Origin of the sequence: Bartonella sp. AA97HXZ, assembly GCF_042196985.1 — a bacterium.
Classification (GTDB): Bacteria; Pseudomonadota; Alphaproteobacteria; order Rhizobiales; family Rhizobiaceae; genus Bartonella.
On record NZ_JBHIRC010000011.1, the window covers coordinates 42,565 to 59,404 of the forward strand.

A 16,840-nucleotide genomic window follows, 5' to 3' on the forward strand; every position below is an offset into this window, starting at 1 on the left:
ACCAATTTCGTTCCTTCAGCTTAGTTCCTTATAGGTGCGGATAAGGCGTAAAGGGGAGGTAGAACCTCCTCCCCATCGGTTGAGGTTTTTTTGTTTTCCTCGGGTATTGAGCCATGCAAACAATACGCGAAATTGATTGTGATCGTACTTTGTCACTTCTCGCAAAATAAAGTGCATCCCAATCCCAAGACCAAAAATGGTAAAATCACTGGTCAAAATGAAAAGAATGGATGTCGCCATGACATTGAGCGCCATCGCTTCCATTGTAACACCAGCAAACATGGCTGGGCGCGTACAGGCAAGGAAAAGAGTATCTTCGTTCATTTATGTTGTGCCCGCTAATTTACCGACAAGAGCAGGGGCACCAAAAACAATAGCAATCCCCAGAACACAGTAAGCTGCTTTGCGTAAATCAATAAAGCCGTACATCCAGCCAATCCCCACAGCAGCAACACATATAATTGCAATAAGCTTTGCCGTTGGACCCGTCATCATTGTGACAATGTTGCCTAAAACACCATCAAGATTTCCCAGACCACCTCCACCAGTAGTAGAAGAAGCATAAGAAAGATCAGATACAAAAACTGCCGTAAAAAGCAGCATGGTCACGATAAAAATGATGTTTTGGAATCTATTATCTGTCATTTTACCTCTCTTTAACAAATAATATTTGTTCATATGTCGACATTCCATTGCCTCTAACAAACTGGAGAGTGCTGTCATTTGATGACAGTTTAATTCTTCTCGTTTGTTTGTTTTTAAAGCCTTGATCGTGGATCTGTTCACTCTCAAGCTCTTCTTCGTAAAGAGACAGAAGTCTTTTCAAATTGAGATTGTGTTACATGAAAATGGCAATTTTAAGTTGTGTATATTGGTAAAAATAACAATATTAAAATAATGAAAGAAAGAATATCATTCTTTACAAAATGTAGTTAATCTGCAACACTTATATTTGGATTTTTTCTTTAAAAACAAGGGGATTGCTGATCAATAATCTGACATGATAGGAAAAAAACGAATTTTTTGAGCGAGCGTGTTAAGAGATGCTATTTAAATTGATTGTTATTATTTACATTATGGGGGCTACGGTGTGGGGATTAAGCCAATATAAAGATAAAATGGATTTCAGCATTCTTAAAACATTTGAGATGCAAGATATCCAAGATATTGTCGATCTCTATCGAGAAGAAAAAAAGTTGGGTAAATCTATCACCAAACAGCAATTAGAAAAAAATGAACCAGCTCTCGATTTGCAGAAGAGTGTTTCATTAAATGATGTTGCAAATAATGCTGTTGTTTTTCATGGTAAGGCTTCTGTTACAAGTGGGGTTACATTTAAATTACTGACGCCTGCTGCACAATCTTGGCGCTCACATATCTCCCGTGATATTCATCTTTATGGTGTGGACACATGTGCACCCCGTCAAAAAGCAAGATTAAATGATCAAGAATGGCCCTGTGGTGCGGTTACAACGGCTTGGCTTGTCACCAAAACACTTGGGCAGGATTTATCCTGTAAACAGGCTTTGATGCACAATGGTGTTTATTATGCGCAATGTTTTGTTCAAGGGGTTGATTTAGCTGAGGAAGGTCTTAAAGAAGGTATGTTGGTACTCTCAAAAGAGGGGAAAAATCCTATTCCAGCCCAGTATCATCATGCGGAAGAAAAAGCACGTGGCAACAAGATTGGTCTTTGGTCGAGTGATTTCACTGAACCTTTAAAATGGCGGCGAGATAATGGATCCTATAACCCCTTTGCTAGTCCATGATTGGTTTTAACGAACATATTTACTTAAATTTTTATAGAGAAAACTTTATCAATAAAATTGTACCAAATCGTAGAGCAAATTTGAATAAACGGTGAGATTATTTTCGTTTAGGAAGTAAATGGATGGTAATTCCCTTTTCAAGGCAGGGTTGCTTTCAAAATCGCTTCTCTATTTTTACTTATGTGTTTTATAAAAGCAGGAAAATGTCATTGTTGGTGGCAAAGCATTTTTGAGTATTTGTGTTTGAAGGAGAAAGTGAGGCGATAAAAAACGCTCAAGAAACGGATTTCTAGAGCGGTGTTGATAAAAGTAAAAAATAAACAGACCCAAAAATGGTGTAACGTTTGATATAATGGATAAAATCTTTCACAATGCCTTAAAAGAATTCATAGCAAAAGTTTTTTCATCAGAATTTTGTCTTCAGGATTAAATCACGTTTTTTACTTCTTTAAAAGTGATCAATCTGTTGCATTCCTTGAAAAGCTTTCATAATTATCTGCTTTTAAATTCAGACTTCCAAATGATGGATGGATTTCAAATAGACTCTACATGAAGAAATCTTCGTAAAATGATTTGCATTGCTGATTGTTTTCTATATATCACAAAACGTTTCTATTTAGGCCTCGATGGAGGAACAATAATCAACATACAAATAGGTAAAAAGAGCTCATACTTTTTTGTTATGGCTGCATAGTCCATTGATCGTGAGATTTAAGTATTATAATGCTCATAGGCTTTCTATAGGGCTAGGGGCGATGCCTATTGCAATGTAACTATTTGAAATCAGTTGGACAAAAGCATTAATGCGTCTTCTGATTTCGTCATTTGTGTTCAGTTTTTGCCCTTTCCCTTCTTATTGCGTTTTAATGTCAAACTCATACGATAGCTATTGTGAGCTCTTCTTTGCGTTATTTTACTCAGAGTATTCACTTTGAAAGTAAGCAAGTGATAGTGAGGCTGTATTCTCATACAGAAATTCAACCCTCATTTGGGGAGATGATATTAACAGATAAGGTATTTAAAGAGGGATAAAATGAAAAAAAATTATTTTATTATGCATGACTCTATTATTCGTTTTGGGGTGTGAAAAAAAACTATAGCGTAGAAGATTTAAAAAAAGATGCAAAATTAAGAGAAGAATGGGGAACGAAGTGTTTTCTTTCAGGACAATTTGTTAAGGAATCTAAAAACTGTCAAAATGTCTTACAAGCAGATACTGAAATGGTTTTCTCGTAAAGCTTGATGTTACAGACCGTGGTCATGCATCTCAACAGTAAAGTGTGATATAAAAATTCTAAAATAAAGAAGTTATGGCTCAACGAATGCTCGCTTCTTCAATTGTTATAGCGGAATTTTTTATCATTTTTCATCTTTCAGATGAGCTCCCCAAATCATATTCGCAATCTTATTGTTTGTTTCAACTTTATCAGATTGAGGATTATAATCATGAGAGAATTGGATAGCATTGTCTTATAGAAATATCTCTCAAGGTATCCAAGCCTATTTTGCGACGCTGTTCGTAAAGGGTATAAGGGTAAATCCATTGAGCACCTCCATCTTTACACTTCATAACGGAGTAAGCCTTGCACCATCACACAGTTTGTCAGCTTGTGGGTGTTGCTTACAGCTCTTGGTAATTGAGACGGTTCGTTTGAGGCATTTTTAATTCTTACTTAATAGTTTTTATCCATACGCCTCTTCCCACTTGTAACCTGCAAGAGATATAGTTTTGGTTGATTCAACATGGAACAAGTCTGAAATGAAAGAATCTTACGATATTCTGGATTCTCATTCAACATGTAAAACAATAAATTGTCTTTATAAATCAATGTTTTGCCTTATGATAGAGTTGGTGTAGCATTGAGATTTTAGAGGGAAAATATGCCTTTAAGACTTTATAACAGATACTAAGTCTTTAATAGCAGGTATATTAAATGTACATCATTTAAAATAAATAGAGCGTCCATAGCGAAAAGGGGGCCACTCTTTAAATACAGATAAATACTTATTCTGTTGTGCTGTAAAACGCTATTGTTTGCGGGTGTGGTGATATAAGACATAAAACTTTATACATGGGGTGTTTTGATAAGAGAGTGTGATGAATATTCAAGGGAGGGCTTGTTTATATAATTTTGTGAAAGGAACCATATGAAATGGGAAGCTGAGAAGGAGCTATTTTTGAAAAGGCGGATCGTTTATCAACCGGTTTGAGGAGGGGGGCATCCTTTTGGGGTGTGGGGAGAAAGACAAGAATAGGGTGTGTAGCACTTTATAGCTATGCTTTTAAAGCGTTTTAATTTTGATCACAAATTAAGTTTAAAATCGCTTTCTGCTTGACAGATGTGAGGACTCTAAAACTTTTTAAAAGCAAATATTCCTCTTTGCTCGAGGCGATTTCATCATAATGGTACGGGGTGTTGTCTTTTTTGATGATATCAGTGTAAAAAAAGGCAAGTGGAACATTCAAAATATCGGAAATTTCCTTTAAACGTCCTGCGCTCACGCGATTTAAGCCTTTTTCATATTTCTGGATTTGTTGGAAAGTGACACCTAAATGATGCCCTAATGTTTTTTGAGACATTTTTAGCACTTTTCGCCTAAAGCGAACTTTTTTGCCTACAAAAAGATCAATATTAAGATTTTGAGCTTGCATTTTCCCCCTCCAGGCGCGAGCGCCCTCGCATTGGTATTCCGGGAGCTTGAAAACACTGAACCCTAGTCAGCATTTTGCTTTTAGTGCTTGGAGCACCTGGACATAGCAAAATCTCCCGGAATTCCGGGATACCCACATAGTGGGTTTATTTTTACGCTAGGGTTTCGGGTTTTCAAGACCCCTTTTGATCGTTGCGTATGCGATCAAAACATTTTTCGATTCATAAAGTAATTTTAGGAGATTGGCAATAAAAATAGTTTTTCTTGAGACGGATAGATTTTTTAAAATAGGAGGTTGTTTGCCTTTCAAAGTTTTAAGGTTTGCTTACTCAACTCATGACATCAGATATGCATTTTACGAAGGTAAAGCTTGGTTTTTAAGCTCAAGTCACCGCTTACGGTGCTGTCCTTAACCAATAATCAAAATGACTTGTTTTGATGCGTCTGAGATATCATGATGATAGGGGAAAGCTTTTATGAGTAAAGAGCCCTCATGCAAAATAAACTCAAAACATTATAGATCTGATTGTTGTATATTCACATGTTTGTTTTAGAAGATATTTCTCAATGTTAGCGCCTATTTTACAATGGCGCTTCGTAAAGTATATAGCGTAAAAGCCTCTATGAATGGGATAAAAGCTATATTGCTATCTTTACTGAAAAAAAGATGCTCGGACGGCATATACTCTCTGCCAGTTCAAAATATTACGACAGTTTTTGCCTTTGAAAGGGAGCCTAAGAGCTATTTTTTCTTTCTTCACGTGTTTTTATCTGTACGCTCTCTGCTTATAATATGTAAGTCAATAGTTTTGATTGATTCAATATAAACAAATTTGAAATGAGAAAATATATTGGGCTTTCTCATGATGCATGTTTTTAAGAGGGGGATACGTTTATTTTCTCAGTGAAGAATTTGAGTATTTTAGATAAAAAACTCTATCAACGTCGTTGTTGTTAGAATTAAAATTTTTATGAGAAAAATAGCATTGGGGAATGATAAGCTTTTGCTATCAAGCATTTTAGAATTTTGCACAACTTAATGATAACTTAGTTATTTTATCATTTCTTATGATCTCTATAGACGATAAAAAGTTGGGATATGGTTTGAGAAAGCAGATGACACAAGTATTATCTTTCGGTAAGTAGTTTTGAAGTAAAAGACAGCTTTAAATGACAAATAGAGATAGGTGCACCATGAATGAACTTACCCATATTGAGACTATTATAGCGCATTATGATGCTGTTTTTTGTGATGTGTGGGGTGTTGTGCATAACGGTGTACATGCATTTGAACCAGCGTTGAAGGCGTTGTATAAAATCCGACAAATGGGAAAAACTGTCATTTTATTAACCAATTCTCCTCGGCTACGGGAAGATGTTGCTGCTCAATTACAAAGCATGAATGTTCATAGCGACTATTATGATGCCATTATCACTTCAGGGGATGTAACGCGCGATCTCATTCAGACTGCTCCACGTAAAGTTTTTTTCATTGGTTCACAACGTGATTTGGTGCTGTTTGAAGGGTTAGAGTGTGAATTTGTTGAAGAATGGGAGGCTTCTGTTGTCGTCTGTAGCGGTTTTCTTGAAGATTTTGACGAAGAACCCTCTGCTTATGAGGAGATGTTTCGTCGTATACGGTCGCGGAATTTACCTTTTATTTGTGCGAACCCAGATGTGATTGTCCATTATGGAAATAAAGAATTTTGGTGCGCTGGTGCATTGGCTCGTCTTTATCAACAATTAGGGGGGGAAGTGCGCATTGCTGGAAAACCTCACGCGCCTATTTATGAATGTGCCTTTGAAAAACTTCAAAAAATACGGGGAACGGTAGAAAAAAGTCAAGTTTTAGCTATTGGTGATGGTCTTTTAACGGATATTAAGGGGGCGGCTCACTTTGGTCTTGATGCCCTTTATATTATGGGGGGGATTCATCATTATGATTATACGCAAAAGGGTGTGGTTGATAAGCAAGCTTTGCATTCTTTTCTTGAACATCATGGTTATAAACCACAAGCAATCATGTGGGCACTTCAGTAATGACTAATTTTTTGCGTCTTCAGGGAATTCATATGTTTCCCTCGGCTTGGCGGGGAGCAGTGTTGGCACTTGGAAATTTTGATGGTGTTCATTGTGGGCATCAGGTGGTGTTGCAAAAAGCACTTGATTTCGCGCGTATAAAAAAGAAATCATCTGTTGTTTTAACTTTTGAACCCCATCCAAGAAGTTTTTTTCAACATTCAGCTCCTGTCTATCGTTTGACAGAGGCAGCTGAAAAAGCTGAAATTTTTAAAACCCTTGGTTTTGACGGCGTGATTGAACAGCCCTTTGATGCACAGTTTGCCGCTCTTTCAGCGGACGAATTTATTAAGTCGTTTTTAAAGGAAGTTTTTGATGTTTCAGTTGTGGTGACAGGCGAAAATTTTCAATTTGGTCATCAGAAAAGCGGAAATGTACATCTTCTTTGCCAAAGGGGAGAGAAATATGGATTTGAGGTTGTGCAAGTTTCTTGCGTTTCTCGTCCTCAAGAGTCACAATCTTTGATCATTTCCTCGAGTTTTATTCGGCAACTTCTCTCACAAGGGGAAGTGGACAAAGCAGCCCATTTGTTAGGGTATCACTATCGGATACGCTCCAATATTATTCAAGGTGAAAAACTTGGACGTCTTTTGGGATTTCCTACCGCTAATCAAATGTTGCCTCCCCAAGTTCGTTTGGCTCATGGTGTTTATGCGGTACGTTTGCGTCGTGCGAACGGTGTTTTGTATGATGGTGTTGCAAGCTTTGGTTGTCGTCCAACGGTTGTTAAGGATGGGGCGCCCCTTTTGGAAACCTATTTGTTTGACTTTAACGACGACCTTTATGGGGAAAGCTGTACCGTTTCTTTTTTCCAGTTTTTGCGAGGACAAGAAAAATTTGATGGACTTGAACCTTTGATTGCGCAAATGCATCGTGATGAAAAGAAAGCAAAAGAAATTTTAAAGACAGTACAACCATTATCAACGTTGGATAGGCTGCTTACTTTTAAAAATATGTCCTAAACTGATCTGAAAAAGAGAGAAGAGCCGTAAAAATAGCACTTAAAGTGATTATAATCACAAAGATATATTCCAAAACATCGTGGAATATATGTTTTTTCCGTTGTTGAGAGGGAGAATCGAATATCTGAAGATCTGATTTTGGCATCATTTTTTTCAAAGTTAACTTTATGGTTTTTGTTGTCATTCAAAACTTTACTGCTTGTTTCTTTCTGATACGTTAAAACTCATCATAAAAGATGCAGTAAAGAATAAGCAACCAGCCTATTTAGCAATAATAGACGTGAAGAGGGAGAAAGGCTGTTTTTAAAATTTCTTGCGATTTTAAGCTTATAGTTTGATAAAATTTAATTGATGACTTTTTTTATTTTAAAAGTTTATTGTTTCTTCTTTCTAATTTTTTTTATTATGTCATTTATGCCGTATCATCGTTTATGATGAGAGTTGGTTCGTGTAACCTTACGCATGTGATATTTTGTATTATGTAATGAATATTTTTAAAAAAGGTTTATTTGTCAAGTCTCGTGAAGAAGATCAGTGGTTAGCAGCAGTTTTTGTGCTAACCAATCACGTAAAAGAGAATGAAGCTGCTGGAAGATGCTTTAAGTCTCCTTTCTCTTGTATATTGTGATGGGGAATGCATATTAAGGAGACTGTGCGATTGATTGCAGATAAAAAGAAATCATTGCAAGAAAGCAGGTGTATTGTTTCAAAATTTCTAATGCTTTTGATGGATAAAGGCACAATTTTGTTGTCGTAACACGTCAATCTTTCAGATTTTCAAGTTAAAAACTATCCATATATTTCCTTTGTCTTTCACAAATGTAACGCCTATAATGAAAAGGAAAGACAGTCTTGTAAGGATATGAAAACACAAAGCCAATAATGTTTTGTTGTTTTTTGATAGAAATATTGGATAAAAGTTGGGACATCTTTCCAATCTATGTTCGCTCTATTCGTGACTGTATCGTATTGTTTTTCTCATAAAACTTTTGCTTTAGTGTTCCTCAACGCGAGCAGTATGTTTGAGACGAAGATTAAAGCGCTTTAATGCTCTCTCTGCTGTTACAGCTTTTGTATACTAGATGAGGAGAGCCCTATTGCATTATCCATTTGCGTAATCTCTGAAACCGGTTTACAGCCTTATTGGGGAAAAATATGAAGTTATAAAGGAGAAAATCAGTCCAGATGACAGTCTTTTTTACATTCGGGTTTGCCACTTTCAAAAGGGTCCAGAGCAATATCTCTTAAATCATGAAAATAACAGTTTCAGGTTGTTCTTGTTCTTTGAATAGGATATCACGCCCTACAGGTAAAATAAAATGCTGGAATATCCTTGTGTTGCTAATTTATGCACTTCTTTTAAAGAAATATCTTTCAACGCTTCCCATATTCATTTTCATGATGACATTCATGAATGGTATCTTGAAAGCTTCGTTGAGGGCTATCATCTTTATGCCTAATAAAAGAGCAATCCGACACCATCCGTTATATTGACAAGCCTTTAGTGTTGTACAGTCTAGGCTATTTGAGAGCGCTTATGAGAGTTTTTTCTTAACTCGTTTTATTTCACACGAACACTTCCTGCTTGTGACATGCAAGAAACACGCTTTTGATTGCTTCACTATAAATAGGCTTGAGAGAATCTTACGGTATTAGGATTTATCATTCAACGTGCAAAATAATTAATTGTTATAAATCAATATGTTGTAGTTAACCATAGATTATGGCTTACGACTTTTTTTATAAAATACTCTGCACGCCTTTTATTCGGAATATAGGGTTTTCTTAGTGGTTTTACTGTCATTTTAGGTGTCTGTGGCGTACGAATGAGTTCGTATTGGTAAAGGAAGAGAAAAAGAAGGTGGAGCAGTGATAAAAAGTGAGGTGAAAATAATTTTCTTTGATCATCATATGAATTTTCATGCATTTTTATGGCTTCGGGTGTGCATGCTTGTTGTATATTGAGGAGCAAAGCTTGCTCATAGAGTTTTATGAAATGTGAAGCCTGAGTGGAAAGGTGCAAGACAAAGATTATTGACTGATTATTTTTTTACAGATCGATGTATATTTAAGAATCTTCGTCTTTTAAGGCGAGGCGGAAGTGTGCAACCCCTCTGTTTAAAGACGCGCTAAACGATAAAGATGCAGCGAGCGTGATCCGTGATGACAATAGGCAAGAAGAGGCAGAGAGGCTGTTTTTAAAATTGTTTGCATGGCTTCAACAGCTGACTTTTCTATAGTTGGAGGAGAAATGGGAATGTGATAGGCTTTTATGCCATATTCATTTGCGACCGTTTTAATGCTAGAAAAGTCAGGTTGATGGAGCTCTTCGTGATCGGGGCGGTTACAGATAATTGTTTTAAAACCAGCTTGTGCCAATGTTTTGATATTTTCTATGCTAAGTTGGGCGCTGATAAAAATATCAGGTTCAATTTGTTGTAAATTCATTTTTATTTATTCTCAATTGCACGATCTTCACGATACCCTCTGGTCTAATATATAGAAAGAACATAATGAAGGTAAGTTTTTCACTGGCATCTTAACAAAAATATTCTTTTTGTCGAGAAGATCTATTTGGGAAAAATGAGCTGTAAGATGCAAAATATCTCATTCCGCAACATGTTCGTTATGCGATCTTATAAAAGACGGATGTTTGGTCTTTATGGATAATCTATAGTGTTTACTCAGCATAGACATTTCATTGTGTTGTTTGTTTACGCGCTTGCTAGAGGTACCCTTATTTCTCTTAAGCCCATTTTACTCTGTCGAGCGTCAAAGAGTATAAAATTCATGGATCACCACCCTTTTTACGCTTATGAAGAAGGAAGTCGGTACCATTGTTATATTTGCCAACCTCCAATATTGTAATAGTTCTTGGTACTTGGAGATTCTGCATAAGAAGCATTTTAAATCCTTTCTTGTACAGTTTTTACCCACACGCCAGCCCTGATTGTACGTACAAGAGATATGATTTTGATTAATTTAATATAAGAGGCATGAAATGAGAGAATCTTCCTGATTTCGGCTCTCTCATTCAACGTGCAAAACAATGAATTCTCCTTATAGTTTGTTGTATATTCAGAGTGGAGCTTGTTTGTAGAGTTGCATTAAGTGGATTGCATGAAGGGAGAATCCCAAAAGGCCGGTGCAAAATAAGAAGCTGGATCATTTACAGCGCATTGTTTACAGATCGACATGGATTTAAGAAACTTCGTTTTAGGGTGGGGGGGAAGAAGAGCATGCCTCTTTTAAATTTATTTTGTTATTTTCAAGAATATCATCTTCATAATGTTTTGCTCATGTTAAAGAATATTATAAAAAATTGCGGGCTATTGTTATTTATCCTGAAAATGGGAGAAATGGTTATTTTGCACGTATTGGATGCTTGTTTCTTTTATTACTTTCAGTATAATCGTAAAAACGATAATACTGAAAGGCGTAATGGATGATCATTGGACTTTTGAATCAAAAGGGAGGTGTCGGAAAAACGACGTTGAGTGTTAATCTTGCTGCCAGTTTTGCACGTACTGGTACACGGGTATTGCTTATTGATGTTGACCCACAGGGAAGCGCATTGGATTGGGCTGCTGTACGTGAAGATGCTCCTTTGTTTTCAGTTATTGGTTTACCGCGTGCAACGGTTCACAAAGAGATTACACAGATTGGTCATGGTTATGATCATATTATTATCGATGGTCCTCCGCGTGTGACGGATCTTGCTCGTAGTGCTCTTATGGCTTCGGATTTGGTGCTTATCCCTGTTTTGCCTAGTCCCTATGATATTTGGGCAGCGGATGGAATTGTAAAGCTGATTGATGAAGCACGCGTTTATAAAGAGAATCTCAAATCTGCTTTTGTTATTAATCGTAAAATCGTCAATACAGCGATAGGGCGCGATGTGAACGAAGCTCTTGGCATATACCCTGTGCATGTTCTTTCTTCTAGTGTTGCGCAGCGCGTGATTTTTGCAGAAGCAGCAGCACAGGGGAAGGCCGTTTATGAAGTTGATAAGCAAGGACCCGCAGCGGCAGAGATTGAAGCGGTTGCAGCGGAAATCAAGGAGTTAGCACGATGAGTAAAAAAATTAAAATTGGCACAAAACCAACCAATAAATCAATTCCTTTAACAGCGGATGCATGGATAGGAAGCCACAAAGGGAGCATGAGTGGAGGTATGAAGCGCCTCACGATTGATATACCAGAAAGTTTGCATCGGTTGATTAAGGTCAGTTGTGCAAGTCGTGGAACTAAAATAGCTGATGAGGTCCGCGAATTGCTTTCACAAAAATACGGAAAAGTGTAAAAAATGATACGATAATTTCATTGGTTTGAGTTCTTTTTCTAGAGATGATATCGATTGTTTTTATACGAAGTTAATAATAAAAGTGCTCTTCTTTTTTCACGATGGTTGCTTCATTCAAGTTGTTTTTCATAAGGTTCTGTATCATCGCATGAAAGAGCTATGAGTTTGCGAAAAATTCTCCGTTTCAAACTTTTCCCTATAAATGTGATAATCATCATACTACTTGTGATCTTATCCGCTAGATGAGTAGATAAGTTTATTCTTCCATAAAAATTATCTTGATAATGATTTTAAACATCAGGTTATTTTTGTTTATTGTACTTAATACATGCGTCAATAATGTAATTAAGAGTAGCGTTGATTATTTTTTTCTGTTATGCAGTAATCCGTTTTATTAAATTATATTCATGTTTATAAGGGGGGGATAAAAATAAGTAAAATTTACTGATATTGACGCGCTATAATTATTTCCTAATAAACAAAAGAATTCATTGAGCATATTATAGACAATATTTCTTACATTTATATGATTTTATAGTCTTAAATAGTTAATGCCAGCTGTAATGGTACGCAAGGCAATAGGCTTTTTTCTTCAATTGGAATGTATAAGATTGCTTTTTTAGCATTTCTATTGGCTTTTAAAAAGTGCAGGGGACTTAAAGCTTTCTTTCTTTTCCGGTGGTTTAGAAATGATAAGAGCGCAATTAGTTGACTAAAAGCTGTATTCTTTCGTTTGCAGGGAATTTGCAATGGGTATAGGCATGACGAATTTGGGGTAAGAAATCGTGCTGCTTCTCGTTACCAAGAGGTTCTTGAAGGAAAAGAAATGATTAAAATGCTTTTTGAGAATGTCAAGATATCAGAATTTTTGCTGAAGTTTTAACACTTCAAATACAAAGAGCTGCCGTGCAGATAATGTTACAAATGCAAGTCTGATAAATGAAAGCGGCTCTCATGATTTAACATGTTTGCGTTGAAAATGTGCGTATTTGCAAAGGAAAATTAGACGCAAGGTCACAATATAGGAGGGGATGTGAACCCAAAGATATTGTTAATAAAATATAAAACAAAGAGAGGGGTTAAATCATGAACAAGATCATTATAACAGCGCTGCTGCTTTGCGTGGGACTTGTCGTTTCTGGTTGTGAAAAAACTTATAGCGTAGCAGAGTTTAAGAAAGATAAAAAATTGATGCAAGAATGGGGAAAGAAATGCGATAAAATGGGCCCCTCTGCTTTTGAAACCAAGAATTGTCAAAATGTCATGCAAGCCGATATGGAACTTTTTCAAGAGCATTATAGAAATCTTGCAAAGGAACTTCGTGAAAGTAGCAAAAAGGGGAATGAAACTGAAAAAAAGCAGGATAACAATTAAATCATAAAAAATATATTGATAGCGGTATTTTTCTTTGTACGCGATTTATCATCATAGGTTGGGAAAAATCGCGTACAGAAGTAGATTTTTAAATTTTTGAAAATGCACAATGAACCGAATGTACAATTTTAATCGGGTGCTAAATTGTGTCCTAAACTTTGTAAATTTGAAAAAAGGGAATTTTATTGATGAATAAAGCCATTATAACAGCGCTGCTGCTTTGCGTGGGACTTGTCGTTTCTGGTTGTGAAAAAACTTATAGCGTAGCGGAATTTAAGAAAGATCCCAAATTACTCAATCAGTGGTTAGAGAAATGTTTTATTGCAGGAAGTTTTGATTCAAAAAATTGTAAAAACGCAGAACAAGCTGAATTAGAGACTCGTAAAAAATGGGGAATTTTGGGCTCTGGAAAGGACGACCAAGAAAAAACTGAAGATAAAAAGGAAGGGAATTAAATTATGAATAAAGTCATTATTACAGCATTGCTGCTTTGTACTGGACTTGCTGTTACTGGTTGTGAAAAAACTTATAGTGTAAAAGAATTTAAAACAAATGAAAAATTATACGAGGAATGGGCAAAGAAATGTGAGAACGATGATTCACCGCTCAAATCCTCTCAAAATTGTAAAAACCTTCGACAAGCATATGTAGAACTTTTTTTAAGGCCCTAAATTGTGTCCTAAACTTTGTAAATTTGAAAAAAGGGGAATTTTATTGATGAATAAAGCCATTATTACAGCATTGCTGGTTTGTACTGGACTTGTCGTTGCTGGTTGTGAAAAAACTTATAGCGTAGCGGAATTTAAGAAGGATCCCAAATTACTCGAGCAATGGGCAATGAAATGCATGATATCAGAGGATTTAGATTCTCAAAATTGTAAAAATGCAGATAAAGCGTATCGTGAAGTTCATGCCCGAGATTGGCCTGGTTCAAGCTTTGTACATGATGACGAGAAAAAAACTGAAGAGAAAAAGGAAGGGAATTAAATCATGAATAAAGTTATTATTACAGCATTGCTGCTTTGTACTGGACTTGTCGTTGCTGGTTGCGAAAAAAACTACAGCGTAGCGGAATTTAAGAAAGATAAAATATTACTTGAAGAGTGGGCAAAAAAATGTGAAAAGCTGGATCAATCTTCTATGGAGAAATCTAAAAATTGCCAACATGCCAGACAAGCATATATGGAACTTATGTTTGGCATTAATTAAAAACATACAGTTCAATAAATAAGGAATTGTTTAGTTCTTGATTCTATTGCGTTTTTAGGCTCTCTCTAACTTTTAGAGAGTCTTTTTATGGCTTCAAGAATTAGTTGTTTACGATCAGTACTCTTTGTGTAAACGTATGCTATACTGTCATTTGTTCAGCCCAAAAGTGCTTTTAATTGTAGATAGTATTGCCTCCCAATGAGTTGTTACGTGTTACTGCTAATTTTTTAATGTTTTGGTTACATGTATTTAAAATATGAGATTAAATCTATCTTTGGGGTGTTTTTTTGCCTTTATCACAAATAAATGTTTCATCACACTAAGATCGTCTTTAAGTGTTGCGGCTAATTTCGGAAAAATTGGGAGGAAACATTTGTTTGGAAATTACTTTTCTCTGTTTTAATAAAGAGAAAAACATTCTGAATGTAATTATTATCGTTTCATACTCAAATGTTTTTCTCAAACTATTTTAAAAAATTGCTTTTGATTTGAGAATATTATAACATTAGTTAAGATGTGAGGCAGTTTTGCTAGGACGGTTTTGCCGGATTTGTGAGGAATTGAGCGCCTTCCACACCTTTTTATTTTTCCCCTCTCTTTTCTGAGTTTACAAGGGTTTTCCTTGTTATTTTTTTATCTTAATTGTGTTGTGATATTATCATGTTGAGCGGTGGAGCGCATATAAAACTTTACGTATGAGGTGTTTTTTGTTCTCGAGTGTGTGATGAATGTTTTTCTGAATAACATTTTGATTTATAAAAATAATTTAATTATTTTATGTTGAATAAGGATCTCGAATAACGTAAGCTTCTCTTATTCCAAATCTGTTCTCGGTTGAATTAATTAAAACCATCTTCTTGCATGGTACAAGCGGGGAGAGCCGTGTGGATAAAAACTGTTGAAGAAAGACGTAAAAATGCCTCTTATGAATTATCTCAAGTGCTAAAGGTTTGTTGGCAACATTTGGGGCTGAAAAAGTGTGTGATGCTGCTGGTTTATTCTTTCATAAGGGTAAAGATGGTGTTCAATAGATTTATCATAAGCTTCATGAAATATTATTCTTTAGAGTTGTGATATGCCCTGAAGGGGGGAACTTACTCAATAAGGAGACAAATTATTTACAGATCGGATCTGATAGAAAATTTCGTTTTTTAAGCTGGGAGTGAAGTTGAGATTCAAGATAGCGTGAAAAGACGGACACTGATGGTTAAAAATGCATATAAAAAGCAGAGTTTATACTCAAATAGTTGCAAGCCATGTTTGAAATTAGGTGTGTGGTTTATCTGTAGAATTAAAATTCTGCTTTGCTCTTATGTGAAATTAAGATGCTCATTTGCACAGATTATAAAAAGCCAAGAGAGTATGCTTAGTATATTTCTATTACGAGAACTAAAATAACAACAAAAGTATTGATGGTGATAATCAAGGTTGAATAAAGCATAGCGGCTTTTACGAGATCAGCCATAAAAACCTCTTTCTGTTCTTTTTGAGGTGATTTTATGAATAACAATATGTTACAATCTGTAATATATGCTGATACAACATATTCGGCAAGCTTAAAATCGTTCCTTTTTTTATAAAAGCTTAAGGAGTTGGAGTATTGTGAATCCTAAAAAAGAAAGCTTTAAAAAGACTATTGATTGATTTTGTAAGTTTTGTGTTGCTGGAAACTTTTTTATCCTGTTATGCTATAAAGCACTGTCATTTATAACGGTAATATAAGACATATAAGTTTTCTTGGAACGTTTAAGTATTTTTTAGTGTACGATGAATATTCGTAGGTTTATTTGTTGAGCTTTTCGTTTAAGTGAATCAGATGAGGGGAAAGTTAGGAGAAGATCGTTTGACAAAAATTCGGACTGCGTACAGAGCCGATTGAGTTAAGATCTTAGTCCTTTAAGGTGAGCGGCGGAAGATAAAAATGTTTTCTGATCGTTTATCTCATAGCAAGATTGGTTAATGCTGCTCTAATGGGGCATGTTTTGCACAAAAGTAAAGAACGCTCCAAACGAAATATACTTATGTTGTATATTAGTATATTTGTATTGCATATTTATGTACTTGTTTTAAAGAAATATCTCTTAACGCACACGAAAGACATTTTACGATGACATTCGTAAATGTTATAACGGTAAATGTGAATAGTATAACAGTAAAGCTCTCGTGAAATAATATAAACTTTGAATAATATAAAAATCTATAAAATGCTATCATCTTTATACTTATGAAAGAGCAAGTCACAATCATCGTAGGCTTGCTTCCAATGTTTATTATAGTTCTTGGCATTTGCTAAGGTTCATGAGAAGTCTTTTTCTTTCAGCGTATTTTATCAACATATCAGAGCGTTGTTTGTGATGTGCAAGCAAGTGATTTTAATTTATTCAACATGGAATATATTTGAAATGTGATGATTATGAAAGAGAAGAGCTGCATTTAAAAGGTTGAAAACGAGAGAAAGATCGTAAACAAAAATTGTACCTTGATTATAAAATG

15 protein-coding genes are annotated in these 16,840 nt (G+C 35.5%); 11 read left to right on the forward strand and 4 right to left on the reverse strand.

Features of this window, described 5'->3' with window-relative positions; all coding sequences use genetic code 11:
* Positions 1-15: 15 nt before the first annotated feature.
* The gene (locus ACFINE_RS07150; protein ID WP_375621535.1) at positions 16-324 is read right to left on the reverse strand and encodes a type IV secretion system protein VirB3; all 309 of its coding nucleotides are present in this window, start codon (positions 322-324) and stop codon (positions 16-18) included.
* Positions 325-645 carry a TrbC/VirB2 family protein gene (locus ACFINE_RS07155; protein ID WP_375621557.1) on the reverse strand — a complete coding sequence of 107 codons (321 nt, stop codon included), beginning with the start codon at positions 643-645 and terminating at the stop codon, positions 325-327. It lies immediately after the preceding gene.
* 398 nt (positions 646-1,043) lie between these two features.
* On the opposite strand from ACFINE_RS07155, the gene ACFINE_RS07160 reads away from it, so the two are divergent.
* Both ACFINE_RS07160 and ACFINE_RS07165 read left to right on the forward strand, forming a co-directional pair.
* The gene (locus tag ACFINE_RS07160; protein WP_375621536.1) at positions 1,044-1,769 is read left to right on the forward strand and encodes a hypothetical protein; all 726 of its coding nucleotides are present in this window, start codon (positions 1,044-1,046) and stop codon (positions 1,767-1,769) included.
* A gap of 1,083 nt (positions 1,770-2,852) precedes the next feature.
* Complete coding sequence (locus ACFINE_RS07165) at positions 2,853-3,005, forward strand: EexN family lipoprotein (RefSeq protein ID WP_375621537.1); 153 nt, start codon at positions 2,853-2,855, stop codon at positions 3,003-3,005.
* Positions 3,006-4,062: 1,057 nt separating this feature from the next.
* Here ACFINE_RS07165 and ACFINE_RS07170 read toward each other — a convergent pair.
* The gene (locus tag ACFINE_RS07170; protein WP_375621538.1) at positions 4,063-4,422 is read right to left on the reverse strand and encodes a helix-turn-helix domain-containing protein; all 360 of its coding nucleotides are present in this window, start codon (positions 4,420-4,422) and stop codon (positions 4,063-4,065) included.
* Between the two features lie 1,193 nt (positions 4,423-5,615).
* Between ACFINE_RS07170 and ACFINE_RS07175 the strand changes: the two genes are divergently transcribed.
* Positions 5,616-6,461 (forward strand): TIGR01459 family HAD-type hydrolase, encoded by an 846-nt coding sequence (locus ACFINE_RS07175; protein WP_375621539.1) that lies wholly within the window; start codon positions 5,616-5,618, stop codon positions 6,459-6,461.
* Positions 6,461-7,462: a bifunctional riboflavin kinase/FAD synthetase gene (locus ACFINE_RS07180; RefSeq protein ID WP_375621540.1), complete on the forward strand. Its 1,002-nt coding sequence runs from the start codon at positions 6,461-6,463 to the stop codon at positions 7,460-7,462. The genes ACFINE_RS07175 and ACFINE_RS07180 overlap by 1 nt, the downstream gene beginning before the upstream one ends.
* Positions 7,463-9,580: 2,118 nt before the next feature.
* On the opposite strand, the gene ACFINE_RS07185 is transcribed toward ACFINE_RS07180, so the two are convergent.
* Positions 9,581-9,910: a TIGR01244 family sulfur transferase gene (locus ACFINE_RS07185; protein WP_375610590.1), complete on the reverse strand. Its 330-nt coding sequence runs from the start codon at positions 9,908-9,910 to the stop codon at positions 9,581-9,583.
* 997 nt (positions 9,911-10,907) lie between these two features.
* On the opposite strand from ACFINE_RS07185, the gene parA reads away from it, so the two are divergent.
* The 7 genes from parA to ACFINE_RS07220 all read left to right on the forward strand — a co-directional run bounded on the left by parA (position 10,908) and on the right by ACFINE_RS07220 (position 14,347).
* Positions 10,908-11,537, forward strand: coding sequence for a ParA family partition ATPase (gene parA, locus ACFINE_RS07190; RefSeq protein ID WP_375613562.1), 630 nt, complete (start codon positions 10,908-10,910; stop codon positions 11,535-11,537).
* Positions 11,534-11,764 (forward strand): plasmid partition protein ParG, encoded by a 231-nt coding sequence (locus ACFINE_RS07195; protein ID WP_375613561.1) that lies wholly within the window; start codon positions 11,534-11,536, stop codon positions 11,762-11,764. The genes parA and ACFINE_RS07195 overlap by 4 nt, the downstream gene beginning before the upstream one ends.
* Before the next feature lie 1,086 nt (positions 11,765-12,850).
* Entirely contained in the window at positions 12,851-13,138 is a 288-nt protein-coding gene (locus tag ACFINE_RS07200) for an EexN family lipoprotein (protein ID WP_375621541.1), read from the forward strand.
* Between the two features lie 188 nt (positions 13,139-13,326).
* A complete protein-coding gene (locus ACFINE_RS07205) occupies positions 13,327-13,593 on the forward strand; it encodes an EexN family lipoprotein (RefSeq protein WP_375621542.1) in 267 nt (88 codons plus the stop codon).
* A gap of 3 nt (positions 13,594-13,596) precedes the next feature.
* Complete coding sequence (locus ACFINE_RS07210) at positions 13,597-13,809, forward strand: EexN family lipoprotein (protein WP_375621543.1); 213 nt, start codon at positions 13,597-13,599, stop codon at positions 13,807-13,809.
* Between the two features lie 46 nt (positions 13,810-13,855).
* Complete coding sequence (locus ACFINE_RS07215; protein ID WP_375621544.1) at positions 13,856-14,125, forward strand: EexN family lipoprotein; 270 nt, start codon at positions 13,856-13,858, stop codon at positions 14,123-14,125.
* Positions 14,126-14,128: 3 nt separating this feature from the next.
* Positions 14,129-14,347, forward strand: a complete 219-nt coding sequence (locus ACFINE_RS07220; protein WP_375621545.1) for an EexN family lipoprotein — start codon at positions 14,129-14,131, stop codon at positions 14,345-14,347.
* Positions 14,348-16,840: the final 2,493 nt, after the last annotated feature.

What these genes read in the sequence shown, in the direction of transcription:
- ACFINE_RS07160 (WP_375621536.1), top strand. Translation starts at nt 1,044, where the DNA reads ATGCTATTTAAATTGATTGTTATTATTTACATTATGGGGGCTACGGTG.
- parA (WP_375613562.1), top strand. Translation starts at nt 10,908, where the DNA reads ATGATCATTGGACTTTTGAATCAAAAGGGAGGTGTCGGAAAAACGACG.
- ACFINE_RS07180 (WP_375621540.1), top strand. Translation starts at nt 6,461, where the DNA reads ATGACTAATTTTTTGCGTCTTCAGGGAATTCATATGTTTCCCTCGGCT.
- ACFINE_RS07200 (WP_375621541.1), top strand. Translation starts at nt 12,851, where the DNA reads ATGAACAAGATCATTATAACAGCGCTGCTGCTTTGCGTGGGACTTGTC.
- ACFINE_RS07155 (WP_375621557.1), bottom strand. Translation starts at nt 645, where the DNA reads ATGACAGATAATAGATTCCAAAACATCATTTTTATCGTGACCATGCTG.
- ACFINE_RS07150 (WP_375621535.1), bottom strand. Translation starts at nt 324, where the DNA reads ATGAACGAAGATACTCTTTTCCTTGCCTGTACGCGCCCAGCCATGTTT.
- ACFINE_RS07220 (WP_375621545.1), top strand. Translation starts at nt 14,129, where the DNA reads ATGAATAAAGTTATTATTACAGCATTGCTGCTTTGTACTGGACTTGTC.
- ACFINE_RS07175 (WP_375621539.1), top strand. Translation starts at nt 5,616, where the DNA reads ATGAATGAACTTACCCATATTGAGACTATTATAGCGCATTATGATGCT.
- ACFINE_RS07170 (WP_375621538.1), bottom strand. Translation starts at nt 4,422, where the DNA reads ATGCAAGCTCAAAATCTTAATATTGATCTTTTTGTAGGCAAAAAAGTT.
- ACFINE_RS07195 (WP_375613561.1), top strand. Translation starts at nt 11,534, where the DNA reads ATGAGTAAAAAAATTAAAATTGGCACAAAACCAACCAATAAATCAATT.
- ACFINE_RS07205 (WP_375621542.1), top strand. Translation starts at nt 13,327, where the DNA reads ATGAATAAAGCCATTATAACAGCGCTGCTGCTTTGCGTGGGACTTGTC.
- ACFINE_RS07185 (WP_375610590.1), bottom strand. Translation starts at nt 9,910, where the DNA reads ATGAATTTACAACAAATTGAACCTGATATTTTTATCAGCGCCCAACTT.
- ACFINE_RS07210 (WP_375621543.1), top strand. Translation starts at nt 13,597, where the DNA reads ATGAATAAAGTCATTATTACAGCATTGCTGCTTTGTACTGGACTTGCT.
- ACFINE_RS07215 (WP_375621544.1), top strand. Translation starts at nt 13,856, where the DNA reads ATGAATAAAGCCATTATTACAGCATTGCTGGTTTGTACTGGACTTGTC.